The organism is Streptomyces sp. NPDC051738 (genome assembly GCF_044453205.1).
In the GTDB taxonomy this organism is placed as follows: domain Bacteria; phylum Actinomycetota; class Actinomycetes; order Streptomycetales; family Streptomycetaceae; genus Streptomyces.
Map to the genome: position 1 here is coordinate 16,705 of NZ_JBITCM010000007.1, position 26,425 is coordinate 43,129.

Genomic DNA, 26,425 nt, shown 5'->3' on the forward strand with positions numbered 1-26,425 from the left:
CACAGACCGCCTCGCCGCCCGAGACGGACAGGCGGCGAGTACCCGCCAGGCCGTAGGGTTACGAGCCACACGCACCGGGGAGTCCCGAAGCGTCACTGACAATAGAAAGCCTAGAAGGAAAGAGCACGCTCACGATGACGGTTCCCCTGCCGACCGACACGACGCGGTGGCGCTGCACCCTCTGCGGCAACCTCACGCGCTTCGACGTGACGCGCTCGTCCAAGGTCGTGGAGTACGTCCACCTCGATCTGGCCGGTGCGCCGAAGGTCGAGGAGCGCGAGGTGCTCAGTGAGACGATCGAGACGGTGCGCTGCCGCTGGTGCAACGCCGTGGACAAGGTGGAACTCGTGGACAGGCCGGGCGCCGACTCCTGACGGGAGCGCGGCCCCGCACAGGCAATTGGGGTGTTGACGGATGGTGGAGACACAAGGCGGGGGGCCGGGCGACGGCGCCGCTGAGGTGCTCGACCGTCCGCTGCCCGACGGTGTGCGGCGCAGGGTCGTACAGATCGTGTCCGACGGCTTCGGCGGGCTGACCGTCGGCGAACTGCCCGCACAGCTGCGGCAGTACGCCCGGTTCGCCCCGAATCGCCGGGCCAAGTTCGCCGGCAACGCGATGGCCGCGGCGCTGGAGACCGATCCGCTGTTCCGGCAGCGCATCGGGGAGAAGTTCAGAGAGGCCCAGCCGGAGCTCTCCGGCGCTCTCGACTCCGGCTCGGCGCCTGCGGCCGCGGACCCGCTCGACGTGGCGGCCGCGGCCTATGTTCTGCGGCCCACCGGCTGGGTCAAGCTGGTCACCGCGGCCGGCGAGGAGGCCCAGCGGGCCGACGCCGAGCGCGCCGACGAGGAGAGCCGCGCCGAGCTGGAGCGGCTGCGCGAGGAGCTCGCCCACGCCCGCGAGCACACCCGGCACGAGACCGAGCGGCTGCGCACCGAGCTGGACGCGGCGAAGAAGGAAGCCGAATCGCTTCACCGGAAGCTGCGCTCCGCCCTCAGTGACGTCAAGCGCGGCGAGGCCGCCCTGCGCAAGGTCCAGGGCGAGATGGAGACCGTGCGCGCCGAGGGGCACACCCAGGTCTCCGCGGCCGAGAGCGAGACCCGGCGGCTCAAGGCGCGGCTCGGGGAGGCCGAGGCCGCCCTGGAGGCCATGCGCCGGGCGGCACGCGAGGGGCGCAGCGTCGAGGACATGCGCGTACGGCTGCTGCTCGACACCCTGCTGGACGCCACCCAAGGGCTGCGCCGGGAGCTGGCGTTGCCGCCGGTGTCCGTGCGGCCCGCCGAGACCGTGGACGCGGTCGAACCGGGACGAATGACCCCGAAGGACATCGCCGCCCGGGCCCTGTCCGAGAACGACCCCGCGATCCTCGACCAGCTCCTCGCCCTGCCCCAGGCGCACTTGGTGGTCGACGGCTACAACGTCACCAAGACCGGCTACCCCCAGATGCCGCTGGAGAAGCAGCGGTTGAGACTCCTCGGCCAGCTCTCGCAGCTCGCCGCCCAAACCGGGGCAGAAGTGACCTGTGTCTTCGACGGGGCCGAGCTGGCCGCGCCGGTGCTCCTCGCGCCGCCGCGCGGGGTGCGAGTGCTGTTCTCCAAGCCGGGTGTGACCGCCGACGAGTTGATTCGCCAGCTGGTGCGCGCCGAGCCGCCGGGCCGTCCGGTCATCGTCGCCTCGACCGACCGCGAGGTGGCCGACGGGGTGGCCCGGGCCGGAGCGCGGCCGGTGGCTTCTGCGGTGCTTCTGAAGCGACTGTCCTGATTTAGGCCAACGTGCGGGCTCAATGCCCGAATTGGCCGGGCCGTCACGCAACGTAGCGTCAAGCGCGCGTTACCGCATGTGAGTTGTGTGTAAAGAATGATGGGTGTGACGAGATTTTTCGTGTGAGGATTTGATCTGATCACAAGAGGGTCACTAGGGTCTGGCCTCGAACCTCCGAGCGGGTGATCACTCACAAGAAGGGTTTCACCTCAGTGGCGTCCCACCGTCGACCCAAGCAGCCGAGCCGAGCACGCGTGACCGTGCTGACCACCGCCGCCGCTGCTGCCGTGGCCATCAGTTCGCAGGCGGCCAACGCGGCCCCCAGCGAGAAGCCGAGCAAGGACGAGGTCAAGGCCAAGGTCGACAAGCTCTACGAGCAGGCCGAGCAGGCCACCGAGAAGTTCAACGGCGCCAAGGAGAAGCAGGAGAAGCTCCAGAAGGAGATCTCCACCATCCAGGACAACGTCGCCCGCGGCCAGGAAGAGCTCAACGAGCTGCGCGATGCGATGGGCCTGGCCGCCGCCGCCCAGTACCGCACGGGCAGCATCGACTCCTCCCTCCAGCTGTTCCTGTCGTCCAACCCGGACGACTACCTGGACAAGGCGTCCACCGCCGACCAGCTGAGCGCCCAGCAGGTCGACTCGCTGAAGAAGATCCAGGAGAAGCAGCGCGAGCTCTCCCAGCAGCGCGCCGAGGCCTCCGACAAGCTCAAGGACCTCGCCTCCACCCGCACCGAGCTGGGCAAGAAGAAGAAGGAAGTCCAGGGCAAGCTCGCCGAGGCGCAGAAGCTGCTCAACACCCTGACGGCCGCCGAGAAGGCCGCCATGGCCGCCGAGGAAGCCCGCGCCAGCCGCTCCGCCGCCGACCGCGTGGACCTCGGCAACGTCGGCTCCGCCTCCGGCCGGGCCCAGGCCGCCTTCCAGGCCGCCCAGAGCCAGATCGGCAAGCCGTACGTCTACGGCGCCACCGGCACCGCCTCCTACGACTGCTCCGGCCTCACCTCCTGGGCCTACGCCCAGGCCGGCGTCTCCATCCCGCGCACCTCGCAGGCCCAGGCCAACGCCGGCACCCGGATCTACTCGCAGAGCCAGCTCAAGGTCGGTGACCTGGTCATCTTCTACGACGACCTGCACCACGTCGGTTTCTACGCCGGCAACGGCCAGGTGCTGCACGCCCCGCGCAGCGGCACGGTCGTGCGCTACGAGTCGATCAACAACATGCCGTTCCAGTTCGGCGTCCGGATCTGACCCCGGCCGTACGCCTCCAAGATCAACACGCGTTGCCGCCCGAACGGGCGAATCGCGACGACACTCGCTGACCCCGCGCCCCGCCGATGACCTGCGTCAGAGGCGGGGCGTCACTTTGTGTGCCCGGCGAGGTCGTTGGTCGCCGGCCCGACACGGAGCTACTGTCTGCCGCGTTTCCCCCGCTGCCGGGGGAACGGTCCTTGTCCGCGAGCGGAAGGAGAGCGGCTTCCCGTGGGGTCCCATCGCCGTCTTGCATCGTCCGGGTTCGACCGGGGCGCCGGTACAGCCCTCTGCGTCATGTCAGCCGCCGCCACGGCCCTCGGGGTCGTACCCGCCACGGCCACGCCGCACGACGACACCCGGGCCAAGGTGGACCGCCTCTACGAGGAGGCCGAGAAGGCCACCGAGGCCTACAACAAGGCCGACGAGCGTGCCGACGGGCTCCGCGACCAGGTGAGCCGGGCACAGGACCGGATCGCCCGCAAGCAGGACAGCATCAACTCCATGCGGGACGCCCTCGGTTCGCTGGCCGGCGCCCAGTACCGGTCCGGTGGCATCGACCCCTCCCTGGCCCTGCTGCTCTCCGACGACCCGGCCGACTACCTCGACAAGGCCGCCCGGATCGCCCGGATCAGCGCCCACCAGGCCGGCGAGCTGGAGGAACTCCAGGACGCCATGCGCCTCCTCGCCCAGGAGCGCGCCGAGGCGGCGAAGAAGCTCACCGACCTGGAGAAGAGCCGCAAGGCCGTCGCCGCCCACAAGCGGACCGTCGAGCGCAAACTCGCCCAGGCCCGCAGGCTCCTCAACACCCTCACGGCGAGCGACCGCGCCGCCTACGACCGCGCCACCCGCTCCGGCCGCGACATCATGCCCGGCTTCCTCGGCGGTGGCGCACCCTCGGGCCGCGCGGCCGCCGCCCTGGCCGCCGCCCACTCCGCTGTGGGCAAGCCGTACGTCTGGGGCGCCAACGGCCCCTCCGGGTTCGACTGTTCGGGCCTGATCCAGTGGTCCTACGCCCAGGCCGGCGTCGCCATGCCGCGCACCTCGCAGGGCCAGCGGCACGCCGGCCGGCAGGTCCCGCTCGCCGAGGCCCAGCCCGGCGACGTGGTCACCTACCGCGGCGACGCCAGCCATGTCGGGATGTACGTCGGCAACGGCCAGGTGATCCACGCGCCCTACCCGGGCGCACCCGTGCGCTACGACCCGGTCGGCATGATGCCGGGCGCGACGGTCACCCGGGTCTGACGGCGGTCACCAGGGTCCGACGCGGGTCTGACCTCCGCGCCCGCGCCGCCGTACGATCGGGAAGTGGCTGGTCGAAGGCGGGCGTCGGGAACGCGGGTCGTCGTGGCGCTCTGTCTGCTGCTCGTCTCCCTGGTGGGCTGCGGCGGGCGGCCCGCCACCGACAGCGCGCGGGCCGAGGTGCAGCGCGTCCTGGACGGGCGGGCGGCGGCGATCCTCGACCGCGACCGGGCGGCGTTCCTGCGCACGGGCGCCCCGGACTGGTTCGGCAACGTGCGAGCCCTGCCCCTCGCCGACTGGTCGTACCGCCTGACCCGTCTGCACCGCACCGGCGACACCGCCACCGCCGAGGCCGAACTGCGCTTTTCCGTCCGGGGCTACGACCGCGCCCCCGTCAGCGCCGGCCGCACACTCAGCCTCAGTCTGGACGCGGGGGGCCACTGGTATGTCGAGGCCGAGCGGCCCGCGAAGGGCTCCGCCGAGCAGCTGTGGGACCAGGGCGCGGTGAGCGTCGTACGGGGTGACCACAGCCTCGTCATGGGCGTCGGGCAGTCCGCCGAGGCGCTGCGGGAGTACGCGGAGCTGGCGGACGAGGCGGTACCGGCCGTGTCACAGGCGTGGGGCACGGACTGGGCCCGGCGGATCGTGGTCCTGGTACCGGCTTCGCTCGGCGGCATGGCGGGGCTCCTCGGCTCGCCCGAATCCTCCTACCGAGGGATCGCCGCGGTCACCACCGGCGAGACCGGCGCCCCGGCGAAGGCGCCCGCTGACCGGATCATCGTCAACCCCGACGCGTACGGCGTGCTCGGCGCCACCGGCAAGCAGGTCGTCCTGACCCACGAGACCACCCATGTCGCCACCCGCGCCCACACCACCGCGGCCACCCCGCTGTGGCTCTCCGAGGGCTACGCCGACTGGGTCGGCTACCTCGGCAGCGGGCGCTCCCCGTCCCAGGCCGCGCCCGAACTGTGGGGTGCGGTGACCGAGGGCCGGGTGCCGCAGGTGCTCCCCGCCGACGCGGACTTCGGCTTCACCGGCGACTCGGGCAGGCTGGCGCGGGCCTACGAGAGCGGGTGGCTGGCCTGCCGGCTGATCGCGGAGCGCTGGGGCGAGGTCAGACTCGTCGAGTTCTACCGGGCCGTGGGTGCGCACGAAGGGCGGGCGGGGGCGGTCGAGGGCGCGCTGAAGGACGTACTCGGCACATCGCTGGAGGAGTTCACGGGGGAGTGGCGGGAGTATCTGCGGGCTCAGCTCGGCTGATCGAGCTGCGCGATGGCCTCCGTGAGCCACGCGCGTTCCGCCTCGCCGGTCGCCCGGGCGACCCGCAGCATGCCCTGCCGGAACAGGTCGCCGGCCTCCTCCGCCCGTACCGGCTCACCACCCTCGTAGAAGAAGCTCGTGGGCGCGGTGAGGAACTCCAGCCGTCGGCGCAGCACTTCGGCCTGCTCCCGGCGGTCCGGCAGGTGCCGTAGGAAGGACAGGACCGTGTTGAAGCGCACCTGGTCGGTGATCTCGACCTGCTTGGGTCGGCGCAGGCGCTCCAGCAGGTCCTCGCGGCCGCGGTCGGTGAGCGAGAGGACCCGGCGCGGGGCGGCGCTCGCGCCCAGCTCCGCGTGCTCGTCGAGCTTCCCCGCCTTGATGAGCCGGGTGATCGCCGGATAGAGCGCGCCGTCGCTGACCGGGCGGACATGGCCGCTCAGTGCCTTGATGCGTTCCTTCAACTCATAGCCGTGCAGCGGCTCTTCGGCCAGGAAGCCCAGGATCGACAGCTCCAGCATGGTCCTCCTTGCGGGCGTGACTGGGTCGATGGTACCTCTTATCGAGCTACCTCTAATCGAGGTACCGTCGGGATTCAGGGGGCCAGGTCGTGAACGCGCATCGCAAACAGCTCATCTCGCTCGCCCACCCCGTCTACTTCTCGCTCCTCGCCTCCGTCGCCGCCGGGATCATCAACACGGTCTGGGTCTCCCGGCTCGGCGGCCCGGCCGTGGCCGCGGTGGCGGTCGCGACCAACACCGAGAACGTCCTGCTCGGTGTGGCGCTCGTCTTCGGCTCCGGTACGACCGTGCTGGTCGCGCACGCCAGGGGTGCGCGGGACGCGGGAGCGGTGCGGGCGGCGGTGCGCGGGGGCTGGGTGGTGTGGGCGCTTGTCACGCCGGTGGTCGTGGTGGGCGGGTTCCTGCTGCGGGAGCCCTTGGCGCGGCTGGTGCTCGGCGGGGGTGACGGCACGGCGGTGGCGCTCGCGGTGGGCTACTTCGCGATCTCGCTGCCGGGTGTCGCGGTGTTCTTCGCGCAGACGCTGGTCGACGGCATCCTCAAGGGCGCCGGCGACACCAGGACACCGATGCGGCTGGCGCTGCTCGCCAATGGGCTGATCCTGCTCTGCGATCCGTTCCTGATCCACCTCTACGGCGTCCAGGGCGCCGCCGCCGCGACCGTGCTGTGCCGGAGCGTGGCGCTGGGGGTGGGCCTGCTCGCCCTGCGGCGGAACCGGCTGCTGCGGTCAGCGGCCGAGGTGCGGCCGGCCGAGTCGCTCGCCGACGCGACGCGGCGCACCCTGCGGACCGGGCTGCCGATGTCGGCCGACTTCACCGTGCGGCAGGCGGGTGCGCTGGTGCTGGTGGCGATCGTGGCGCGGCTCGGGGTGACGGCGGTGGCGGCGTACTCGATCGCGTACAAGGTCATGTACGTCGCCACCATGGCCTTCTACGCCGTACGCCAGGCCGCCGCCATCCACACCGCGCACCTGCTCGGCGCCGGTCGATGGGGGTCCACCCGCTCGAGCGAAGTCGAGAGTGGGGGAGTGCGGTGGGCGATCGGGCGGCAGGCGGTGCTGGTGTCGGGGAGCGTGGGGCTGGTGGCGGCCGTTGCCCTGGGTGTCACCGCCCGGTGGGTGATGGCCGCCTTCGGCGCTGGGCCCGCCGTGGCCCACGACGGTGTGCTGTTCCTGCGCTGTGTCGGGCCGTATCTCGTCCTGATGGCCTGCTTCATCGCGCTCGGCGGGGTCTTCGAGGGCAGCGGGGGAGCGCCGGTGCTGCTGCGGGTGACCCTGCTCGGTACGGCCGTGCAGCTGCCGCTCGCCTTCGCGTTGTCCGGTCTCGGCCTGCCCGGCGTGTGCCTGGCGCTGGCGCTCGCCATGGCGGCGCAGTGCGCGGCGGTGCTGGTGCTGCTGCGGCGGGCCCGGCGTCAGGAGGGCGGGGACGTCTCCTTGGTGCGGGTGGCCTGAGGCGGTACGGGGAGCAGGGCGGTCCGGGTGACGGTCGAGCGCCAGAGCACGCGGGCCGCGAGGAGCGTGGCCAGGACCAGCAGGCCGTTGCGGAGGAACAGCAAGGTGGTTCCGCGGGCGTCGCTGGCGACGACGTTCGCGAACCAGACCGGGAACTCCAGGACCGTCACGAGGCACGCCGCCAGGACCAGGCCGGCGGGGAGCCCCATCCGGCTGCCGCGGAAGCACAGGCACACGGCCGCCAGGCCCACTAGCCACACCATGTACTGCGGGCTGATCACCCGGCTGGTCGTCACGAACATCAGCACCGCCACGAAGGCCGCGTCCGCGAGCGTGTGGGAGTGGAACCGCCGCGCCCGCAGCCGCCACAGCAGCAGCCAGCCGAAGGCGAGCACGCTGAGGGCGAGGGCGGCCCTGCTGACGACGTCGACGTACGGGCCGAGGAACTCCACCGAGCCGTAGTTCAGCAGCACCTGGCCGTCCCAGCCGTACTGCCGGGCCACATGGAAGACCAGCGAGCCCAGTGACTCCACCTCGGTGCCCCGGTCGCGCTGGAAGGTCAGGAAGGCGAAGGCGCCGGGCATGGCGAGGGCGAACGCCGCCGCGAGGGCGCCTGCGGTCAGCGCGGCCCAGCCCCAGGCGAGGCGCCCGCGGGCCGCGACCAGCAGCAGCACCGGCCACACCTTCAGCATCGCCGCGAAGGCCGTCAGCGCGCCCATCAGCCGGGGATGCCGGGCGCCCGCGAGCAGGGCGGCCACGGCGACGGCGGTGACCATGACGTCGTAGCGCGCGTACACGGTCGGTCCGAGCAGCGGTACGCCCGCCACCCACACCCAGGCCCCGCGCAGCGTCCGGCCCGGGCGCAGGCCCGCGTACAGCAGGAGCAGCAGCGCGGCGAGGTCGGCGGCGAAGGCGAGGACGAAGAAGGCCGACGGGTAGTCCAGCCAGAACACCAGCCCGGGGGAGAGGATCGCGAGGGCCGCGGCGGGCGGGTACTGCCAGGTGACGTCGTCCAGCGGGAAGGTTCCGGTGCGCAGCACCTCGTACCAGCCCTGGTAGATCACCGACACGTCGCTGGTGACATCGGGACCCGGGAAGACGTACACCTTGAACACGAACAGCAGCAGGATCACCCTGGTCACGGCCCAGCTCCCCAGAAGCCACGCCAGGGACCGCCGCGTGCCCTTCGTCTCCACCGGATCCCCTGCCGTTCCCTGCCGTGCGCTGCCCGCCTTGAGGGGAACATGATGTCCCCTCCAGCTGTGAGCGGGCCATAAGCGTGGCCGAGCCCCGGCTGTGCACAGGGGCTTCGGTCGTGAACAGCGGCTTCGGTAAGGTCGGCGGCGATGCACAAGACCCTGATCGTGACCAACGACTTCCCGCCCCGCCCCGGCGGCATCCAGGCGTTCCTGCACAACATGGCGCTGCGGCTCGACCCGGAGCGGCTGGTCGTCTACGCCTCCACCTGGAAGCGGAGCCGCGAGGGCATCGAGGCCACGGCCGCCTTCGACGCCGAGCAGCCCTTCACGGTCGTACGGGACCGTACGACGATGCTGCTGCCCACGCCCGCGGCGACCCGGCGGGCGGTCGGCCTGCTGCGCGAGCACGGGTGCACGTCGGTGTGGTTCGGGGCGGCGGCACCGCTCGGCCTGATGGCACCGGCTCTGCGCAGGGCGGGCGCCGAGCGCCTCGTGGCCACGACCCACGGTCATGAGGCGGGCTGGGCCCAGCTGCCCGCGGCCCGGCAGCTGCTCGGCCGGATCGGGGAGTCGACCGACACGATCACCTACCTCGGCGAGTACACGCGCTCGCGCATCGCGACCGCGCTGACGCCGCAGGCGGCCTCGCGGATGGTGCAGCTGCCGCCGGGGGTGGATGAGAAGACCTTTCACCCGGGGTCGGGCGGCGACGAGATCCGGGCCCGGCTAGGCCTGACCGACCGCCCGGTGGTGGTCTGTGTCTCCCGCCTGGTGCGCCGCAAGGGCCAGGACACCCTGATCCTCGCCATGCCCCGCATCCTGGCCACCGAGCCGGACGCCGTGCTGCTGATCGTCGGCGGCGGCCCCTACGAGAAGGACCTGCGACGCCTGGCGCACGAGACGGGCGTCGCCGACTCGGTCCGCTTCACCGGCCCGGTGCCCTGGTCCGAACTCCCCGCCCACTACGGCGCCGGCGACGTCTTCGCGATGCCGTGCCGGACCCGCAGGGGCGGCCTCGACGTGGAGGGTCTCGGCATCGTCTACCTGGAGGCCTCGGCGACGGGCCTGCCGGTGGTCGCGGGCGACTCGGGCGGCGCACCGGACGCGGTACTGGACGGCGAGACGGGCTGGGTGGTGAGAGGCGGCTCCCCCGAGGAGGCGGCCGACCGCATCGTCGCGCTTCTGGGAGACGCCGAACTCCGCCAGCGGATGGGGGAGCGGGGTAGGGAATGGGTCGAGGAGAGGTGGCGCTGGGACCTACTGGCGGAGAGGCTGCAAACGCTGCTGTAGGGCAACGCACCTTCTAGTAGGGCAACGCCGCCTTCTATTGGGGGCGCGGGCAAAGGCTTTTAGGGGCGCGGGGAACTGCGCGACCAGCCACAAACAACCCGCACCCGCCAACGGCGAATAAGTGGCACACCACTAGGCGGAACCGGAAAATCCGCGCATGCTCCGCACATGACAGCAAAACTGATGCAGCGTCAGCTGACAAGACGCCAGATCCTCGGAATGGCGGCGCTACAGACCGCAGCCACCCTCGGCTTCACCCGCATCGCCCTCCAGTCGGCCCAATCCGCCGAGCCCGACGCAGTCGAATCCGCCCCGGCGATAGTCGTCGGCTCCGGCTACGGCGCCGCCGTCGCCGCCCTCCGCCTCGGCCAGGCCGGCATCCGCACCCTCGTCCTCGAAATGGGCCGCCTCTGGAACACCCCCGGCCCAGACGGCAAGATCTTCTGCTCCACCAGCGCCCCCGACCAGCGCTCCATGTGGTTCCGCACCCGCACCGAGGCCCCGCTCGCCACCTTCCTGTGGCTGGACGTCGTCAACAAGGACATCAGCGCCTACCCCGGAGTCCTGGACCGCGTCCACTACGACCACATGTCCGTGTACGTGGGCCGAGGCGTCGGCGGCGGCTCCCTGGTCAACGGCGGTATGGCCGTCACCCCGCTCCAGTCCTACTTCGCCGAGCAGTTCCCCACCGTGGACACCGCGGAGATGTACGGCACGTACTTCCCACGGGCCCGCTCCATGCTCGGCGTCAACACCGTCGACCCCGCCTGGTTCGAGTCCACGGAGTGGTACCGCTTCACCCGGATCTCCCGCAAACACGCGACCAACACCGGCCTCAAGACCACCTTCGTGCCCAACGTCTACGACTTCGGGTACATGCAGCGCGAGGCGGCCGGCACGGCGACCAAGTCCGCCCTGGCCGGCGAGGTCATCTACGGCAACAACCACGGCAAGCGCACCCTCGACAAGACGTATCTGGCCTCCGCGCTCGGCACCGGGAACGTCACCATCCACACCCAGGAGAAGGTGACGTCGGTTCGCAGGGCGGCCGACGGGACGTACGTCCTGACCGCCGACCGGATCGACGACACCGGCACCGTCGTGGAGACCAAGGAGTACGGCTGTACGTACCTCTTCCTCGGCGGCGGCAGCATCGGCACCACCGAACTCCTCGTCCGCGCCCGTGAGTCGGGCATGCTGCCCGCCCTGGACACGAACGTCGGCACCGGGTGGGGGACCAACGGCAACGTGATGCTCGGCCGGGCCAACCACCTCTGGGACACGGTCGGGGCGAACCAGTCGACCATGCCGGTCATGGGCATCGACGACTGGGCCAACGCCGCCAACCCGGTCTTCGCCGAGATCGCGCCCCTGCCCACGGGACTTGAGCACTGGGTCAGCCTCTATCTGGCGATCACCAAGAACCCGTCGCGGGCGTCGTTCTCGTACGACAGCGGTACGGGAGCCGTGAAACTCGGCTGGAGTGCCGCCCAGAGCGCGGTGTCGGTGGGCATGGCCAAGAAGCTGTTCGACCGGATCAACTCGGCGAACGCGACGATCTACCGGTACGACCTGTTCGGCTCGGCCGGCAAGGTCTTCGCCGACGACTTCACCTACCACCCGCTGGGCGGCTGTGTGCTGGGGAAGGCGACCGACAACTACGGGAGGGTCAAGGGGTATTCGAAGCTCTACGTCACCGACGGCTCACTCGTGCCCGGGTCGATCGGGGTGAACCCGTTCGTGACGATCACCGCGCTCGCCGAACGCACGATGGCGCGGGTCCTCGTGGAGGACACCGCGCCATAGCCGTCGTACGCGTGAAAGCGTCGTACCAGTGACTACTTCTGGTAGATCGCCTCGATCTCGTCCGCGTAGTCCTTCGCCACGACGTTGCGCTTGAGCTTCAGCGACGGCGTCAGATGGCCCGACTCCTCCGTGAACTGGGAGGGCAGAATGCGGAACTTCCGCACCGATTCCGCCTTCGACACCGCGGCGTTGCCGTCGTCGATCGCGGCCTGGACGGCCGCGTTCAGGTCGGCGTCCGCGCTCAGCGACGCCGCGGTGGAGCCCGCGGGCTTGCCGTGCTCGGCGGCCCAGCGGCCCAGGAACTCCTCGTCGATGGTGACCAGCGCGCCCACGAACGGGCGCCCGTCGCCGACCACCATGCACTCCGCGACCAGCGCGTGCGCGCGGATACGGTCCTCGATCACGGCCGGGGCGACGTTCTTGCCGCCCGCGGTGACGATGATCTCCTTCTTGCGGCCGGTGATCCGGAGGTAGCCGTCCTCGTCGAGGGTGCCGATGTCGCCGGTGTGGAACCAGCCGTCGGCCAGCGCCTCCTCGGTCGCGCCCGGGTTGTTCCAGTACTCCTTGAACAGGTGCTCGCCGTGCAGCAGCACCTCACCGTCGTCCGCGATCCGCACGACCGAGCCCGGCAGCGGCTGGCCGACCGTGCCGATCTTCTGGCGGTCCCAGGGGTTGAAGGCGGTGGCGGCACAGGACTCGGTCAGGCCGTAGCCCTCCAGGACCGTGAAGCCGATGCCGCGGAAGAAGTGCCCGAGCCGCTCGCCCAGCGGGGCGCCGCCGGAGATGGCGTACTCGCCCTTGCCGCCGAGCACCGCGCGCAGCTTGCTGTAGACGAGCTTGTCGAAGACCTTGTGCTTGATCTTCAGGCCGACGGCCGGACCGGACGGGGTGTCCAGCGCCTTGCTGTAGGCGATCGCGGTGTCCGCGGCCTTGTCGAAGATCTTGCCCTTGCCGTCGGCCTGGGCCTTGGCGCGGGCCGAGTTGTAGACCTTCTCGAAGACGCGCGGTACGCCCAGGATCAGCGTCGGGCGGAAGGCCGCCAGCTCGTCGGTGAGGTCCTTGATGTCCGGGACCGTGCCCAGCTTGATCGGCGCCATCATCGGCGCGATCTGGACCAGCCGGCCGAAGACGTGCGCGAGGGGCAGGAAGAGCAGTACGGAGCACTCGCCGGTGCGGAACAGCGGGCGCAGCCGCTCCACGATGTTGCCGCACTCCGCGAAGAAGCTGCGGTGGGTGAGCACACAGCCCTTGGGGCGGCCGGTGGTGCCGGAGGTGTACACGATGGTCGCCGGATCGTCGGCCTTCGCCTGCGAGCTGCGCTCCTCGACGCTGGCGTCGCTGATGTCCTGCCCGAGCCGCACCAGCTCCTCGACCCCGCCGGCGTCGATCTGCCAGACGTGCTTGAGGGCGGGCAGCCGGTCGCGCACCGACTCGACGGCGGCCGCGTGGCCGTCCAGCTCCGTGATCATGGCGGTCGCGCCCGAGTCACCGAGGATCCACTGCACCTGCTCCGGCGAGCTCGTCTCGTACACCGGCACGGTGACCGCGCCCGCCGACCAGATCGCGAAGTCGAGCAGGGTCCACTCGTAGCGGGTCCGGGACATCAGGCCCACCCGGTCGCCGGGCTGGACCCCGGCGGCGATGAGCCCCTTCGCGGCCGCGTGCACCTCGGCGAGGAAGGCGGTGGCCGTCACGTCCTGCCAGGCACCGCCCACCTTGCGGGCGATGACGGCGACGTCAGGGTGCTGCGCGGCGTTTCTGCGGACGATGTCGGTCAGATTGCCGTCCGCAGGGACCTCGTACAAAGCCGGAAGGCTGAACTCGCGCAAGACTGCTGCTCCTCATAGGGCGCCGGCGCCACGACGTTGTGTGATGCGACGGTGCGGTCCAAGGCTCGGGCAGGTGCTCTGGGATTCACAAGTTGAAATCCAGAGCACGACTGGACCGACCGGACGTTACCCGCCGGTATGGCTTCTTCGACAGGGGGCCCGGCGAGATGTTCGCTGCGTCACACGGATTGGTGTTTCTGCTTGTATTCCTGCGCGCACAGTAGTCGAGCTGTCTGACGACTGGCCAGTAACCATCGATCCACCCGGCACTGTTCACGTATGCCGCACACGCCTACCCTTGATCGTCATGGCACCGACATCGACGGGAAACCGCAGGACGCGCGTCCATGTGGTCAGCGACGTGCACGGCAACGCCCGCGACCTGGCCAGGGCCGGCGAGGGCGCGGACGCCCTGATCTGCCTGGGCGACCTGGTGCTGTTTTTGGACTACGCCGACCACTCGCGCGGCATCTTCCCCGACCTGTTCGGGGTGGCGAACGCCGACCGCATCGTGGAACTGCGCACCGCCCGGCGCTTCGAGGAGGCGCGGGAGCTCGGGACGCGGCTGTGGGCCGGGATCGGCGGGGACCGGCGGGCGTTGATCGAGAAGGCGGTCCGCAAGCAGTACGCCGAGATGTTCGCGGCGTTCCCGACGCCGACGTACGCCACCTACGGCAATGTCGACATGCCGCCTCTGTGGCCGGAGTACGCCGGGCCCGGTGTGACGGTGCTGGACGGGGAGCGGGTGGAGATCGGGGGGTGGGTCTTCGGCTTCGTGGGCGGCGGCCTGCGGACCCCGATGCGGACCCCCTACGAGATCGGCGACGAGGAGTACGCCGCGAAGATCGAGGCCGTGGGGGAGGTGGACGTGCTGTGCACGCACATTCCGCCGGAGGTCCCGGAGTTGGTGTACGACACGGTGGCGCGGCGCTTCGAGCGGGGGAGCCGGGCGCTGCTGGAGGCGATTCGCCGTACTCGCCCCCGCTACTCCCTTTTCGGCCATGTGCATCAGCCGCTGGCCCGCCGGATGCGGATCGGGGCGACGGAGTGCGTGAACGTGGGGCACTTCGCGGGGTCGGGGAAGCCGTGGGCGCTGGAATGGTGAGCGAATTCCGGCACCGGGGGCGCTTTCCGGCGTGGGGCGCAGGTGGGGGTGAAGTCGGCTGGTCGGACGCGCGGTAGCCTTCACGCTGCACACGCGAGCGCACCACCAATTCATACCGGCCCGCATCTGGAGGAGCCACGGCGATGGCGGAACACACCAGCTCGAGCATCACGATCGAGGCGGCACCGGCCGATGTCATGGGGGTGATCGCCGACTTCGCCCGCTACCCGGACTGGACCGGCGAGGTGAAGGAGGCGGAGGTCCTCAAGACCGACGACCAGGGCCGCGCCGAGCAGGTCCGCCTCGTCATGGACGCCGGCGCGATCAAGGACGACCAGGTGCTCGGATACACCTGGACCGGCGAGAACGAGGTGTCCTGGACGCTGGTGAAGTCCCAGATGCTGCGGTCGCTCGACGGCTCGTACATCCTGAAATCGGCGGGGGCGGGTTCAACCGAGGTCACGTACCGGCTGACGGTCGACGTCAAGATCCCGATGCTGGGGATGATCAAGCGCAAGGCCGAGAAGGTCATCATCGACCGGGCGCTGGCCGGGTTGAAGAAGCGGGTGGAGTCGGGCGCGAAGTAGGGACCGGCGCGGCCTGCGGCGCCGAGCACCCCTCGGGCGTGGCCGTACCCCTGCCTGGGCTACGGTTCAGCCCCATGCGCACGATCCTGATCACGGGCCCCGGCGGCAGCGGCCGTACCACCGTCGCCGCCGCCACCGCGCTGTCCGCGGCGAGCAACGGCACCCGCACCCTCGTCCTCAGCGCCGACCGCACCGACACCCTGGGCGCGGCACTCGGCGTGACCACGGGCGGGGCCCCGGTCCGGGTCACCGACACCCTCACCGCCTGGCGCCCCGACGCCGCCACCGGTTTCCGGGACGACCTCGCCGCCTTCCAGGAGCGCGCCGCCTCCGCCCTCGACCTCCTCGGCGCGTCCCGCCTCGACCCGGAAGAGGTCACCCCCCTGCCCGGCGCCGAGGAACTCGCGCTGCTGCGCGCCCTCCGGGACGCCGCGCTCGCCGAGGCCCATGACCTGCTCGTCGTCGACCTGCCGGCCACCCCGCAGGCCCTCGCCCTGCTCGCGCTCCCCGAGGAGCTGCGCCGCTATCTGCGCCGACTGCTCCCGGCCGAGCGGCAGGCGGCCCGTGGCCTGCGGCCGGTGCTGGGCAGGCTGGCCGGCGTGCCGATGCCCGCGGAGTGGCTGTACGAGACCGCCGCCCGCTGGGATGTCGAACTCGCCGCCGTGGAGGCCGTCGTCGCCGATCGCGACACCGTCGTACGGCTGGTCGCCGAACCCGGTCCGGGCGGTGCCGACGCCGTGCGCGCCGCCGGCCTCGCCCTCGCCCTGCGCGGCCTGCGCCCCGACGTGCTGATCGCCAACCGGGTGCTGCCGGAGGCCGAGGCGGCGGCCGGCAGCTGGCTCGCCGGGCCGGTCGCCCAGCAGCGCAAGGTCCTGGAGGAGTGGCGCGAGGAGGACCACCGGGTCCACGACATCGCCCATCTCGGGCAGGACCCCCGTGGCATCGACGACCTCGCCACCCTCGCCGTGCCCGCCGTCGACGGCACCTCGTCCACCGTCGAGTGGCCCGTCACCGACCGGCTCGCCGACGACGGCGTTCTCGTCTGGACCATCCCGCTGCCCGGCGCCGTACGGGACGAACTCGACCTCGTCCGGCGCGGCGACGAACTCGTCGTCACCGCCGGACAGTTCCGGCGTATCGTGCCCCTGCCGTCCGCCCTGCGCCGCTGCGGAGTGGACGGGGCCGCGCTGCGGGACGGCGAGCTGCGGATCCGGTTCGCGCCGGACCCGGATCTCTGGCCGCGGACACGGTGAAGCCGGTGCGGCCGTTCGGGTAACGTCGGAGAGACGAACCGTAGTCAGGAGTCCGTCATGAGCGAAGAGCTCCCCCCGTCCGGCGCCGAAGAACGCGAGGCCGTCGACGAGGTACGGGCGACCGACGCCGACGCCTGGGCGACGGCGTGCGCCGAGGACCTCGCGGCGGAGAAGGCCCGCCGTCGTGCCGAGCACGGTGCGCCGGCCGGCTCGGCCGCCGAGGAGCTGCGCAAGCTCGTCGACGCCGTCGCGGACAAGCTGTCCACCCTCCAGTCCCCGCTGCTCGGCGCGGTCGCCGGGCCCGCCGCCCAGCAGGTCGTCAAGCAGGTCGTGGAGCAGGCCAAGGCCGCCGTCGAGCCCGTCATCGAGCGCAACCCGGACGTCTTCGACCACCTGGCCGCCGCCGGCAACGAACTCCTCGCCGCCTACCGCTCCGCCGTCCAGAACCAGGAACGGCGCTGGACGAGCGGCGGCGACGACTCCCCCGAACCGGACGAGCTCGACGACGACAAGCGCGACCCCGGCGAGGGCACCGGCCCCGGCCAGCGCATCGACTTGGACTGACCGGGCCCTCGGGTACGGTTGGCCATAGCGGGGCTCGACCGAACTGAGGGATTCATGGGACTCACCATCGGCGTCGACATCGGCGGTACCAAGATCGCGGCCGGTGTGGTCGACGAGGAAGGCAACATCCTCTCGACCCACAAGGTGCCGACCCCGGGCACGCCCGACGGGATCGTGGACGCCATCGCCTCCGCGGTGGAGGGCGCGCGCGCCGGGCACGAGATCGTCGGCGTGGGCATCGGCGCGGCCGGTTACGTCAACCGTCAGCGCTCGGAGGTCTACTTCGCCCCCAACATCGACTGGCGCAACGAGCCGCTGAAGGAGAAGGTCGAGACCCGCGTCGGCCTCCCGGTCGTCGTCGAGAACGACGCCAACGCGGCCGCCTGGGGCGAGTACAAGTTCGGCGCGGGCAAGGGCCACCGCAACGTCATCTGCATCACCCTCGGCACCGGCCTCGGCGGCGGCATCATCATCGGCAACAAGCTGCGCCGCGGGCACTACGGCGTCGCCGCCGAGTTCGGCCACATCCGCATGGTGCCGGACGGCCTGCTGTGCGGCTGCGGCTCCCAGGGCTGCTGGGAGCAGTACGCCTCCGGGCGCGCCCTCGTCAGATACGCCAAGCAGCGCGCCAACGCCACCCCCGAGAACGCCGAGATCCTGCTGGACATGGGGGACGGCACCCCCGAGGGCATCGAAGGCAAGCACATCTCCATGGCCGCCCGCCAGGGCGACCCGGTCGCCGTCGACTCCTACCGCGAACTCGCCCGCTGGGCCGGCGCCGGCCTCGCCGACCTCGCCTCCCTCTTCGACCCGTCCGCCTTCATCGTCGGCGGCGGCCTCTCCGACGAGGGCGAACTGGTCCTCGACCCGATCCGCAAGTCCTACAAGCGCTGGCTGGTAGGCGGCAACTGGCGCCCGGTGGCCGACGTCATCGCGGCCCAGCTGGGCAACAAGGCGGGCCTGGTGGGCGCGGCGGACCTGGCGCGGGAGCCGGACCCGATCATGTGACGTCCGCTTCTTGTGCTGCGGCTACTGTGACGCCCTAAGGGGCGCGGGGCTGTATAAAACATGCGGCTCCGCCGCGTGGGCGCGACAAGCCACGACGGACCGGCTGTCGCACAGGCTCCTCGCGCCCCTGGGTGGGCGCGGCGGACCTGGCGCGGGAGCCGGACCCGATCATGTGACGTCCGCTTCTTGAGCTGCGGCCACTGTGACGCCCTAAGGGGCGCGGGGAACTGCGCGACAAGCCACGACGGACCGGCAGTCGCACACGCTCCTCGCGCCCCGAGTCATTGGGCGGCGTGGGCCGCACTCAATGCCGCTTCCGGCGTAAATTGACCCGCATGCCGACGCCCCCACTGCTCCCCAACTCCCGCACCGAACCCGACGGTTCCGCAGTCGTCCGCGTCCTCAGCTACAACATCCGCTCGATGCGCGACGACACCGACGCCCTCGCCCGCGTCATCAGCGCCTGCGCACCCGACCTGGTCCTCATCCAGGAAGCCCCCCGCTTCTTCCGCTGGCGCAAGAAACTCGCCCGCCTGGCCCGCGCGGCGAACCTCGTCGTCCTCACCGGCGGCGCCACCACCACAGGCCCCGCGATCCTGTGCGACCTGAGGGCCACCGTGGAGCGGACGGAGGACGTCCTCCTCCCGCTCACACCCGGACTCCACAGGCGCGGCCTCGCCACGGCAGTGGTCCGCTTCGGCGGCGCCCGCCTCGGCGTGCTCTGCTGCCACCTCTCCCTGCAGAAGGACGAGCGCTACGCACAGGGCGGCATGCTCCTGGACCGCCTCGCCGGCCTCGGCGTGGAGCACGCGATCGCGGGCGGCGACCTCAACGACCGCCCCACCGGCCGCACCTTCCGCCGCCTCGCCGACAGCCTCCAGGACTGCTGGGCCACCGCCCCCTGGGGCAGTGAGTACAGCTCGACCCCGCTCGACCCCCATCAACGCATCGACGCGATCTTCGCCACCAAGGGCATCGAGGTACTCGGCTGCGGCGTCCCCGTCGGCCACCCCGGCGTGACGCAGGCAGACCTGAGGGCGGCCACGGACCACCTTCCGGTCCTGGCCGCCCTCAGAGTGCCCGCCGCCGTGTAGTTACGGCCGCTGCTTGACCTTGTCGACGACGGCCCAGCTGTCGAGGTACGAGAGCTGGGTGTAGCTCTTCATGGCCGCACCGTCGCCGGAGGTGCGTTCGTCACGGAAGCCGAGGAACTCGTACGTCCTCGGGTCGAAGATGAAGTAGCCGCCGAAGCCTCCGCCCCCCGGGCTCGTCGGGTCGTCGTACGTGATGGCCACGCCGGTGCGTCCCTTCGCGTCCTGCTGGTTCGGCACCGTCTTCACCCCGGGCACCATCCCGAGCGCCTCGTACGCCGCCGGGCGCAGCCCCTCCGGCATCACCGGGACCAGCTTGAGCAGCCCGGCGAGGCTGAAGTGGATCTGTGACCACTCCTCGTCGGTGATCTCCTCCAGCGAGTCGGTCTTCCCGCCCATGCCCCAGGCGCCGTTGATCTCCAGAATCAGCTTCTTCGGATCGGTCGGCAGCTTCCGCAGCGTGCCCCAGTCCTGAGGCGGCCACACGCTCTCGCCCTTCTTCAGCGGCGGCGACCACCATCCCTTGCCGATCTCCATGATCCAGGACGGCTTCGAGCCGTCGACGGAACGCCAGTTCTCGTCGACGTAGCTCTTCTTCTCACCGGTCTTCTGATTGGTCTCCTCGATGATCTCCTTGGTGTAGATGAACTGGTCGTCACGCGGGGTGACCGTCCGCCCGTGCCTGCGCTCGTAGGCGGCGGCCCCGTTGAGCACGGTCTGCGCGCTCACGTTGCGCATGTCGGGCGCGCTGGTCGCCGGCGGGTTCGCAGTCCGGACCCGGCCCGCCCCGCCGTCGTCGCGTACGGCGACGAGGACCCCGGCGGCGACGGCCGCGGTGAGCGCGCCGGTCAGGGCGATGCGCAGGACCGGGCGGCGCTGCCGTACCGCCGGAGCGGGCCGGTCCATCGCGGCGAGCAGGCGGTTGCGCGCCCGCTGCCGAGTGGCGTGGTCGAGGGGCGGAGCCCCTGGGTCGAAGTCCCTCAGTTCTCGCAGTTCGTCGATGTCACGCATGGGCGTCTGCCTCTCGGAATGCCGTCGGATCGGATCCGCCCAGTGCTTCGCGCAATCTGCTGCGAGCCCGGTGCAGCCTGGATCTGACCGTGCCGACGGGCACGCCGAGGGCCTGGGCCGCCTCCTCGTAGTCGAGGCCGGCCCAGGCCACCAGCAGCACCACATCGCGGTGCCGGGCGGACAGCCCGGCCAGCGCGGTTGCCAGTTCCCGGCGCACCCCCGTGGCACCGGCCCTGGAAACCGCCCGGTCCGCGACCGGCTCCTCGTGCACCACCGGCTCCGGCAGCCGCGCGAGCGCCTTGAACCGGCGCGCCTCGGCCCGGCGGTGCCGGCCCACGAGGTTCGTCGCGATGCCGAACAACCAGGGGCGGGCGTCGTCCCGCCCCAGGTCGTAGGTGTGGCGGCGCTGGAAGGCGGTGATGAAGGTCTCCGCCATCAGATCCTCCGCCGCCTCGGGACCGAGCCGCCGGGCCGCGTAACGGTGCACGGCGTCGGCGTAGCGGTCGTAGAGCGCGGCGAACTGCTCGGGCTCGTCCCGGGACCGTGCGATCACACGGGCATCACTCTCCTCGCGATCCTCGTCGCGGGTGCCGACGCCCGGTGGTCCGACGGTCATCGGGGCTCCTTTCGTTCGTCTGAACGCCTCGAAGGCTTGGGCTTGTTCGGGTTGTTCACCTGTCCTTCGCCGGTCGCCGGAATCGAGTTCCCTTTTCTGCGCGGGGCCGTGCCAAGACGCGTGAGGGCCCGTCCGGAGCATCTCCGGACGGGCCCTCACCCGGGTGTGTCAGACGACCGCGCCGCGTCCCGGGTCGTCGTCCTCGTCGTCGTCCGTCTTCATCCGCATCACCAGCGTGGCGAACCCGCCCAGGAACCCGCCGATGCCCAGCGTGGCCAGCCACCACGTCATGTCCCAGCCGAGCAGGACGGCGAGCAGCAGCAGGATCGGCCCGCCGACCACCCCGAGCCAGGCGAACTTCGCGGTCGCGTCGGCGGCGGGCAGCGGCGGCGGCTCGGGCGGTACGAAGTGGCCCTCGTCGTCGGTGTCGAAGTCGTCCTCGGTCGGCTCGGGCGCGCTGTAGTCGCGCGGTCCGCCGCCGACGCCGGGCGCGAAGGAGACGGAGCTGCCGAGCGGCCTGGCCGGCTCGTCCTCCTTGGGCTCCCCGCCCTTGTCGCCCGGCTCGTCCTGCCCGCCCTTGGCGCCTTTAGCCCGGTCGTCCGCCTCGTCGTCCGAGTCGTCGTTCGCGTCGGATTCCAGCAGCGCCAGGTCCTCCACCGACTTGAACGGCTTCGCGCCCGGCGGGTCCGGCGGCTCCTGGCCGTATCCGGAGACGATGGCGGCCCAGGCGGCGTCCTCGTCGAACGGGACGTGCTGCTCTTCCGGTTCGCGATCGTCGCGGTCCTCGCGCCTCTCACGGTCGGAGTCGTGCTCAGCCACGTGCGGTCGTCCCTTCCTTGCCCACGTCGGTTGCGAGCCGGCCGATGAAGCCGAGGCTCTCCTCGAAGATCCGGTCCGCGTCATGGTCCAACGTCGCGACATGAAAGCTCTGTTCCAGCACGACCTCCGTTACGTCCGTGGACGACACCCTGCTCAGGATCCGGACCGAGTCCGCCGCCGGCACGATGTGGTCCTGGGCACTGCGCAGGAGCAGCAGCGGCTGGGTGACCTGCGGCAACTCCCTGTCGACCAGCCGGAAGAAGGTCCGCAGGGAGTGGGCCGCGTGCAACGGCACCCGGTCGTACCCGATCTCGGCGCCGCCCTCCTTCGCGATGTCACTGGCGATCCCCTTCGTCGTACGGACGAAGTGGCGGGACACCGGAAGGGTGTACGCCGACAGGCCGTGCACCTTGTTCGCCGGGTTGACGACGACCACGCCGGCGACGTCCTCCCCGTGCTTCGCGGCGAGCCGCAGCGCGAGGGCGCCGCCCATGGACAGACCGGCCACGAAGACCCGCTCGCAGCGGTCGCGCAGGGTGCGCAGGGCCCGGTCCACCTCGGCGTACCAGTCCTGCCAGCCGGTGAGTGCCATGTCCTCCCAGCGTGTGCCGTGCCCCGGCAGCAGCGGCAGCGAGACGGTGAGCCCGCGCTCGGCGAGATGCTCCGCCCACGGGCGCAGCGACTGGGGGGAACCGGTGAAGCCATGGCAGAGGAGGACCCCGACCTCCCCGCCCTCGAAGCGGTACGGCTCGGCTCCAGGAAGGACCGGCACCTTACGGTCTCCTGTTCGTGAAGAGGGACGGTGTGCTTCACCGTACGCGACCGTACTGACACCGACCAGGGCCGTCGGACTCTTTGACAGTGCTCCGGGTTAAGGTCTGATCGACAGACACAGGAGGCACTCGGTTGTTGTACGGCGCGATGAAGGTGACCATCGGGGGACCGCTGAAGGTCGCCTTCAGGCCCTGGGTGGAAGGCCTGGAGAACATTCCCGCCGAGGGCCCCGCGATCCTCGCGAGCAACCATCTGTCCTTCTCCGACTCGTTCTTCCTGCCCGCGGTCCTCGACCGCAAGGTCACGTTCATCGCGAAGGCCGAGTACTTCACCACCCCGGGCGTCAAGGGCCGGCTGACGGCAGCGTTCTTCAAGGGCGTCGGCCAGCTGCCCGTGGACCGCTCCGGCGCGCGCGGGGCGGGCGAGGCGGCCGTCAAGAGCGGCATGGACGTCCTGGAGCGCGGCGAGCTGTTCGGCATCTACCCGGAGGGCACCCGCTCGCCCGACGGCCGCCTCTACCGGGGCAAGCCCGGCGGCCTCGCGCGCGTGGCGCTCGCCACCGGAGCGCCGGTCATCCCGGTCGCCATGATCGACACGGAGAAGATCCAGCCGCCCGGCAAGGTCATGCCCAAGCTGATGCGCCCGGGCATCCGGATCGGCGAGCCCCTGGACTTCAGCCGGTACCAGGGCATGGAGCACGACCGGTTCGTGCTCCGCGCGGTGACCGACGAGGTCATGTACGAGATCATGAAGCTCTCCGGCCAGGAGTACGTCGACATCTACGCGACCGCCGCCAAGCGGCAGATCGCGGACGCGGCGAAGGCGGAGAAGGAACAAGCGCGCAAGAAGAAGGAACAGCCCGAATAGAGTCGGCCGCAGCAGCGCCGAGGGGGCAAAGGGGTGGGGGCAAGTGGCCGAGCGTGAGCGGGTCATGAGGATGTCGGTCGAGCAGCCGCTGTGGCGTGCGCTCACCGGCTACCGGGTGCTGACCCTGGTGTACGCGATCGGGCTGTTCATCAGCGCGTACGACGAGGTGGCCCGGCCCTGGGTGGCCATCGCCTACTTCGCCGTACTGACCGTCTGGACGCTGGCCACCCTGCCCAGGGTCGCGAACGCCGCGAACTGCACCCGGCGCTTCCTCGCCGTGGACCTCACCATCGCCCTGGCCGGCATCCTGCTCACCCGGCTCGCCGAGACGCCCGCGCGGATCGACGCCGGAGCTCCGACCCTGCCGTCGATCTGGACCGCGGGCGCCGTGCTGGCCTTCGCCATCAAGGGCGGCTGGCGCTGGGCCGCCTTCGCCTCGACGCTGGTCGCTGCCGCCAACCTGATCCACCGCTCCGGCGTGCCGACCCGCGACACCGTCCACATGGTGCTGCTCGTCTGGATCGCCTCCATCGCCATCGGCTACGTCGTCGAGGTCGCCCGCGCCTCCGAGCGCACCCTCGCCCGCGCCCTGGAGATCGAGGCGGCCACGCGTGAACGGGAGCGGCTCGCCCGGGACATCCACGACAGCGTGCTCCAGGTGCTGGCGATGGTGCAGCGGCGCGGCGCCGTCATCGGCGGCGAGGCGGCCGAGCTGGGCCGCATGGCCGGCGAGCAGGAGGTGGCGCTGCGCACCCTGGTCTCGGGCGGGCTGGTGCCCGTGCCGCGGGTGTCCGAGGACGCCGCGCACGGTGCGGTCGTACGGACCGTGGAAGAGCCGGACGACGCCACCGGTCCCGTCGATCTCCGCGCGCTGCTCGCCCCGTACGCGGGCGCCAAGGTGAACCTCGCCGAGCCCGGCGCGCCCGTGCCGCTGGCGCCGCTCGCCGCGCGGGAGCTGGCCGCGGCCGTGGGGGCCGCCCTGGACAACGTGCGCAAGCACGCGGGGGAGCACGCGCGCGCGTGGATCCTCGTCGAGGACGAGCCCGAGGAGGTGATCGTCACCGTGCGGGACGACGGACCCGGCATCCCCGAGGGCCGGCTCGCGCAGGCCGAGGGTGAGGGGCGGCTCGGGGTCGCCCTGTCGATCCGGGGGCGGCTGCGGGACCTCGGCGGCAGCGCCGAGCTGATCTCGGTGCCGGGGCAGGGCACCGAAGTGGAACTGAAGGTACCGAAGGACAGCAGCGCTTCACGGGGGAAGGCGGAGCACCGATGACGGACACCGCGAACGGAACGGACGGCCGGCCGGGCACGATCAGGGTCATGGTGGTCGACGACCACCCCATGTGGCGCGACGCGGTCGCCCGCGACCTGGCCGAGTCCGGCTTCGACGTGGTCGCCACCGCGGGCGACGGCGACCAGGCCGTACGCCGTGCCAAGGCCGCGACCCCCGATGTCCTCGTGCTCGACCTCAACCTGCCCGCCAAGCCCGGCGTCCAGGTCTGCAAGGAGCTCGTCGGCCACAACCCGGCGCTGCGCGTCCTCGTCCTGTCCGCCAGTGGCGAGCACGCCGACGTCCTGGAGGCCGTGAAGTCCGGCGCCACCGGCTATCTGCTGAAGTCGGCGTCCACGGAGGAACTGCTGGACGCGGTGCGCCGTACCGCCGTCGGCGACCCGGTGTTCACGCCGGGCCTGGCCGGACTGGTCCTCGGCGAGTACCGCCGCCTCGCCTCCGACCCCACGCCCGCCGCCTCCGACGCCGACCAGCCGGGGGCCCCGCAGCTCACCGAGCGCGAGACCGAGGTGCTGCGGCTCGTCGCCAAGGGCCTGAGCTACAAGCAGATCGCCGAACGCCTGGTCATCTCCCACCGCACGGTCCAGAACCACGTCCAGAACACCCTCGGCAAGCTCCAGCTGCACAACCGGGTGGAGCTGGTGAGGTACGCGATAGAGCGCGGGCTTGACGACGCGTAAATCAAACACCCGATAGTTCACCGGAATTGCCGTACCGACCCATCCCGCTGTGACCTGGATCACCATTAGCGTGGCCTCACCAGGCAACCGCGGCGAAGGGACATTTCCATGCGGGTCGGAGTACTGACCGGAGGCGGCGACTGCCCCGGTCTCAACGCCGTCATCCGGGCCGTCGTCCGCAAGGGCGTGCAGGAGTACGGCTATGAGTTCGTCGGCTTCCGGGACGGCTGGCGAGGTCCGCTCGAGAACGACACCGTCCGTCTCGACATCCCCGCGGTGCGCGGCATTCTGCCCCGTGGCGGCACCATCCTCGGCTCCTCGCGCACCAACCCCCTGAAGCAGGAGAACGGCATCCGCCGGATCAAGGAGAACCTCGCCAAGCAGGAGGTGGAGGCGCTCATCGCCATCGGCGGCGAGGACACCCTCGGCGTCGCCACCCGCCTGTCCGACGAGTACGGCGTGCCCTGCGTCGGCGTGCCGAAGACGATCGACAACGACCTGTCCGCCACCGACTACACCTTCGGCTTCGACACCGCCGTCGGCATCGCTACGGAGGCCATCGACCGGCTGCACACCACCGCCGAGTCCCATATGCGCGTCCTGGTCTGCGAGGTGATGGGCCGTCACGCCGGCTGGATCGCCATCCACTCCGGGCTGGCCGGCGGCGCCAACGTCATCCTCATCCCCGAGCAGCGCTTCGACGTCGACAAGGTGTGCGCCTGGATCACCTCCCGTTTCAAGGCCTCGTACGCCCCGATCGTGGTCGTCGCCGAGGGTGCCATGCCGCAGGACGGCGACATGGTGCTGAAGGACGAGTCGCTGGACTCCTTCGGGCACGTCCGGCTGTCCGGGGTCGGCGAATGGCTGGCCAAGGAGATCGAGAAGCGCACGGGCAAGGAGGCCCGTACGACGGTCCTCGGGCACATCCAGCGCGGCGGCACCCCCAGCGCCTTCGACCGCTGGCTCGCCACCCGCTTCGGACTGCACGCCATCGAGGCCGTCCGCGACCGCGACTTCGGCAAGATGGTCGCCCTGCGCGGCACGGACATCGTCCGCGTCCCGATCGCGGACGCCACGGCCAAGCTGAAGACGGTGGATCCGAAGCTGTACGAGGAGGTCGGGGTCTTCTTCGGCTGACCCGCCCGCGTTCGCGGGAACGCGC

The 26,425-nt window shown here is 71.2% G+C and carries 25 protein-coding genes; 18 read left to right on the top strand and 7 right to left on the bottom strand.

From position 1 onward, the window contains the following. Positions 1–134 precede the first annotated feature (134 nt). The 5 genes from ACIA8X_RS17750 (at position 135) to ACIA8X_RS17770 (ending at position 5,507) form a co-directional block, all read left to right on the top strand. Positions 135–374 carry a hypothetical protein gene (locus ACIA8X_RS17750; protein WP_393442356.1) on the top strand — a complete coding sequence of 80 codons (240 nt, stop codon included), beginning with the start codon at positions 135–137 and terminating at the stop codon, positions 372–374. Between the two features lie 40 nt (positions 375–414). Beyond that, positions 415–1,758: an NYN domain-containing protein gene (locus tag ACIA8X_RS17755; RefSeq protein ID WP_393442357.1), complete on the top strand. Its 1,344-nt coding sequence runs from the start codon at positions 415–417 to the stop codon at positions 1,756–1,758. A gap of 212 nt (positions 1,759–1,970) precedes the next feature. Beyond that, the gene (locus tag ACIA8X_RS17760) at positions 1,971–3,005 is read left to right on the top strand and encodes an NlpC/P60 family protein (protein WP_393442359.1); all 1,035 of its coding nucleotides are present in this window, start codon (positions 1,971–1,973) and stop codon (positions 3,003–3,005) included. A gap of 231 nt (positions 3,006–3,236) precedes the next feature. Further along, a complete protein-coding gene (locus ACIA8X_RS17765) occupies positions 3,237–4,250 on the top strand; it encodes an NlpC/P60 family protein (protein WP_393442361.1) in 1,014 nt (337 codons plus the stop codon). A 63-nt stretch (positions 4,251–4,313) separates the two neighbouring features. Beyond that, a complete protein-coding gene (locus tag ACIA8X_RS17770) occupies positions 4,314–5,507 on the top strand; it encodes a hypothetical protein (RefSeq protein ID WP_393442363.1) in 1,194 nt (397 codons plus the stop codon). Here ACIA8X_RS17770 and ACIA8X_RS17775 read toward each other — a convergent pair. Continuing rightward, positions 5,495–6,025, bottom strand: a complete 531-nt coding sequence (locus tag ACIA8X_RS17775) for a PadR family transcriptional regulator (RefSeq protein WP_393442365.1) — start codon at positions 6,023–6,025, stop codon at positions 5,495–5,497. The two genes, ACIA8X_RS17770 and ACIA8X_RS17775, sit on opposite strands and share 13 nt — an antisense overlap. 89 nt (positions 6,026–6,114) lie before the next feature. Here ACIA8X_RS17775 and ACIA8X_RS17780 point away from each other — a divergent pair, with 89 nt between their 5' ends. Beyond that, positions 6,115–7,473 carry an MATE family efflux transporter gene (locus ACIA8X_RS17780; protein ID WP_393442367.1) on the top strand — a complete coding sequence of 453 codons (1,359 nt, stop codon included), beginning with the start codon at positions 6,115–6,117 and terminating at the stop codon, positions 7,471–7,473. Here the strand turns inward: ACIA8X_RS17780 and ACIA8X_RS17785 are convergent. Next, on the bottom strand, positions 7,434–8,669 hold the full coding sequence (locus tag ACIA8X_RS17785; protein WP_393442369.1) for a glycosyltransferase 87 family protein: 1,236 nt from the start codon (positions 8,667–8,669) through the stop codon (positions 7,434–7,436). The genes ACIA8X_RS17780 and ACIA8X_RS17785 overlap by 40 nt on opposite strands. Positions 8,670–8,819: 150 nt before the next feature. Here ACIA8X_RS17785 and ACIA8X_RS17790 point away from each other — a divergent pair, with 150 nt between their 5' ends. Next, positions 8,820–9,962, top strand: a complete 1,143-nt coding sequence (locus ACIA8X_RS17790) for a glycosyltransferase family 4 protein (protein WP_393442371.1) — start codon at positions 8,820–8,822, stop codon at positions 9,960–9,962. Between the two features lie 219 nt (positions 9,963–10,181). Further along, a complete protein-coding gene (locus ACIA8X_RS17795) occupies positions 10,182–11,768 on the top strand; it encodes a GMC oxidoreductase (RefSeq protein ID WP_393443237.1) in 1,587 nt (528 codons plus the stop codon). A gap of 32 nt (positions 11,769–11,800) precedes the next feature. Here the strand turns inward: ACIA8X_RS17795 and ACIA8X_RS17800 are convergent, their stop codons facing one another. Next, on the bottom strand, positions 11,801–13,597 hold the full coding sequence (locus ACIA8X_RS17800; RefSeq protein ID WP_393442373.1) for an AMP-dependent synthetase/ligase: 1,797 nt from the start codon (positions 13,595–13,597) through the stop codon (positions 11,801–11,803). A 349-nt stretch (positions 13,598–13,946) separates the two neighbouring features. Between ACIA8X_RS17800 and ACIA8X_RS17805 the strand changes: the two genes are divergently transcribed. The 6 genes from ACIA8X_RS17805 (at position 13,947) to ACIA8X_RS17830 (ending at position 19,208) form a co-directional block, all read left to right on the top strand. After that, positions 13,947–14,702, top strand: coding sequence for a metallophosphoesterase (locus tag ACIA8X_RS17805; protein WP_393443239.1), 756 nt, complete (start codon positions 13,947–13,949; stop codon positions 14,700–14,702). A 143-nt stretch (positions 14,703–14,845) separates the two neighbouring features. Next, on the top strand, positions 14,846–15,289 hold the full coding sequence (locus ACIA8X_RS17810) for an SRPBCC family protein (RefSeq protein WP_393442375.1): 444 nt from the start codon (positions 14,846–14,848) through the stop codon (positions 15,287–15,289). A gap of 74 nt (positions 15,290–15,363) precedes the next feature. Continuing rightward, a complete protein-coding gene (locus ACIA8X_RS17815) occupies positions 15,364–16,542 on the top strand; it encodes an ArsA family ATPase (RefSeq protein WP_393442377.1) in 1,179 nt (392 codons plus the stop codon). Between the two features lie 57 nt (positions 16,543–16,599). Next, positions 16,600–17,106: a DUF5304 domain-containing protein gene (locus ACIA8X_RS17820; RefSeq protein ID WP_393442379.1), complete on the top strand. Its 507-nt coding sequence runs from the start codon at positions 16,600–16,602 to the stop codon at positions 17,104–17,106. Positions 17,107–17,160: 54 nt separating this feature from the next. Next, entirely contained in the window at positions 17,161–18,114 is a 954-nt protein-coding gene (locus ACIA8X_RS17825) for an ROK family glucokinase (RefSeq protein ID WP_393442381.1), read from the top strand. 335 nt (positions 18,115–18,449) lie between these two features. Then, positions 18,450–19,208 (top strand): endonuclease/exonuclease/phosphatase family protein, encoded by a 759-nt coding sequence (locus tag ACIA8X_RS17830; RefSeq protein WP_393442383.1) that lies wholly within the window; start codon positions 18,450–18,452, stop codon positions 19,206–19,208. On the opposite strand, the gene ACIA8X_RS17835 is transcribed toward ACIA8X_RS17830, so the two are convergent. The 4 genes from ACIA8X_RS17835 to ACIA8X_RS17850 form a co-directional block, all read right to left on the bottom strand. Further along, positions 19,209–20,216 carry a CU044_5270 family protein gene (locus ACIA8X_RS17835; protein WP_393442385.1) on the bottom strand — a complete coding sequence of 336 codons (1,008 nt, stop codon included), beginning with the start codon at positions 20,214–20,216 and terminating at the stop codon, positions 19,209–19,211. Beyond that, complete coding sequence (locus tag ACIA8X_RS17840) at positions 20,209–20,832, bottom strand: RNA polymerase sigma factor (RefSeq protein ID WP_393442386.1); 624 nt, start codon at positions 20,830–20,832, stop codon at positions 20,209–20,211. Before ACIA8X_RS17840 ends, ACIA8X_RS17835 begins: the two co-directional genes overlap by 8 nt. A 168-nt stretch (positions 20,833–21,000) precedes the next feature. Further along, entirely contained in the window at positions 21,001–21,651 is a 651-nt protein-coding gene (locus ACIA8X_RS17845) for a hypothetical protein (RefSeq protein ID WP_393442388.1), read from the bottom strand. Continuing rightward, entirely contained in the window at positions 21,644–22,423 is a 780-nt protein-coding gene (locus ACIA8X_RS17850; protein WP_393442390.1) for an alpha/beta hydrolase, read from the bottom strand. The genes ACIA8X_RS17845 and ACIA8X_RS17850 overlap by 8 nt, the downstream gene beginning before the upstream one ends. Before the next feature lie 134 nt (positions 22,424–22,557). On the opposite strand from ACIA8X_RS17850, the gene ACIA8X_RS17855 reads away from it, so the two are divergent. From ACIA8X_RS17855 to ACIA8X_RS17870, 4 genes are all read left to right on the top strand, one after another. Then, complete coding sequence (locus ACIA8X_RS17855) at positions 22,558–23,292, top strand: lysophospholipid acyltransferase family protein (RefSeq protein ID WP_393442392.1); 735 nt, start codon at positions 22,558–22,560, stop codon at positions 23,290–23,292. A 43-nt stretch (positions 23,293–23,335) separates the two neighbouring features. Further along, entirely contained in the window at positions 23,336–24,565 is a 1,230-nt protein-coding gene (gene macS, locus ACIA8X_RS17860) for a MacS family sensor histidine kinase (protein ID WP_393442394.1), read from the top strand. After that, entirely contained in the window at positions 24,562–25,263 is a 702-nt protein-coding gene (locus ACIA8X_RS17865) for a response regulator (RefSeq protein WP_393442396.1), read from the top strand. Before macS ends, ACIA8X_RS17865 begins: the two co-directional genes overlap by 4 nt. A 108-nt stretch (positions 25,264–25,371) precedes the next feature. Further along, positions 25,372–26,400, top strand: a complete 1,029-nt coding sequence (locus ACIA8X_RS17870) for a 6-phosphofructokinase (protein WP_393442398.1) — start codon at positions 25,372–25,374, stop codon at positions 26,398–26,400. The last annotated feature ends 25 nt before the right edge of the window (positions 26,401–26,425 follow it).

Coding starts and splice junctions, on each gene's coding strand:
- ACIA8X_RS17790 (WP_393442371.1), top strand. CDS start 8,820: ATGCACAAGACCCTGATCGTGACCAACGACTTCCCGCCCCGCCCCGGC.
- ACIA8X_RS17810 (WP_393442375.1), top strand. CDS start 14,846: ATGGCGGAACACACCAGCTCGAGCATCACGATCGAGGCGGCACCGGCC.
- ACIA8X_RS17815 (WP_393442377.1), top strand. CDS start 15,364: ATGCGCACGATCCTGATCACGGGCCCCGGCGGCAGCGGCCGTACCACC.
- ACIA8X_RS17835 (WP_393442385.1), bottom strand. CDS start 20,216: ATGCGTGACATCGACGAACTGCGAGAACTGAGGGACTTCGACCCAGGG.
- ACIA8X_RS17755 (WP_393442357.1), top strand. CDS start 415: ATGGTGGAGACACAAGGCGGGGGGCCGGGCGACGGCGCCGCTGAGGTG.
- ACIA8X_RS17795 (WP_393443237.1), top strand. CDS start 10,182: ATGGCGGCGCTACAGACCGCAGCCACCCTCGGCTTCACCCGCATCGCC.
- ACIA8X_RS17830 (WP_393442383.1), top strand. CDS start 18,450: ATGCCGACGCCCCCACTGCTCCCCAACTCCCGCACCGAACCCGACGGT.
- ACIA8X_RS17865 (WP_393442396.1), top strand. CDS start 24,562: ATGACGGACACCGCGAACGGAACGGACGGCCGGCCGGGCACGATCAGG.
- ACIA8X_RS17820 (WP_393442379.1), top strand. CDS start 16,600: ATGAGCGAAGAGCTCCCCCCGTCCGGCGCCGAAGAACGCGAGGCCGTC.
- ACIA8X_RS17840 (WP_393442386.1), bottom strand. CDS start 20,832: ATGACCGTCGGACCACCGGGCGTCGGCACCCGCGACGAGGATCGCGAG.
- ACIA8X_RS17775 (WP_393442365.1), bottom strand. CDS start 6,025: ATGCTGGAGCTGTCGATCCTGGGCTTCCTGGCCGAAGAGCCGCTGCAC.
- ACIA8X_RS17825 (WP_393442381.1), top strand. CDS start 17,161: ATGGGACTCACCATCGGCGTCGACATCGGCGGTACCAAGATCGCGGCC.
- ACIA8X_RS17750 (WP_393442356.1), top strand. CDS start 135: ATGACGGTTCCCCTGCCGACCGACACGACGCGGTGGCGCTGCACCCTC.
- ACIA8X_RS17870 (WP_393442398.1), top strand. CDS start 25,372: ATGCGGGTCGGAGTACTGACCGGAGGCGGCGACTGCCCCGGTCTCAAC.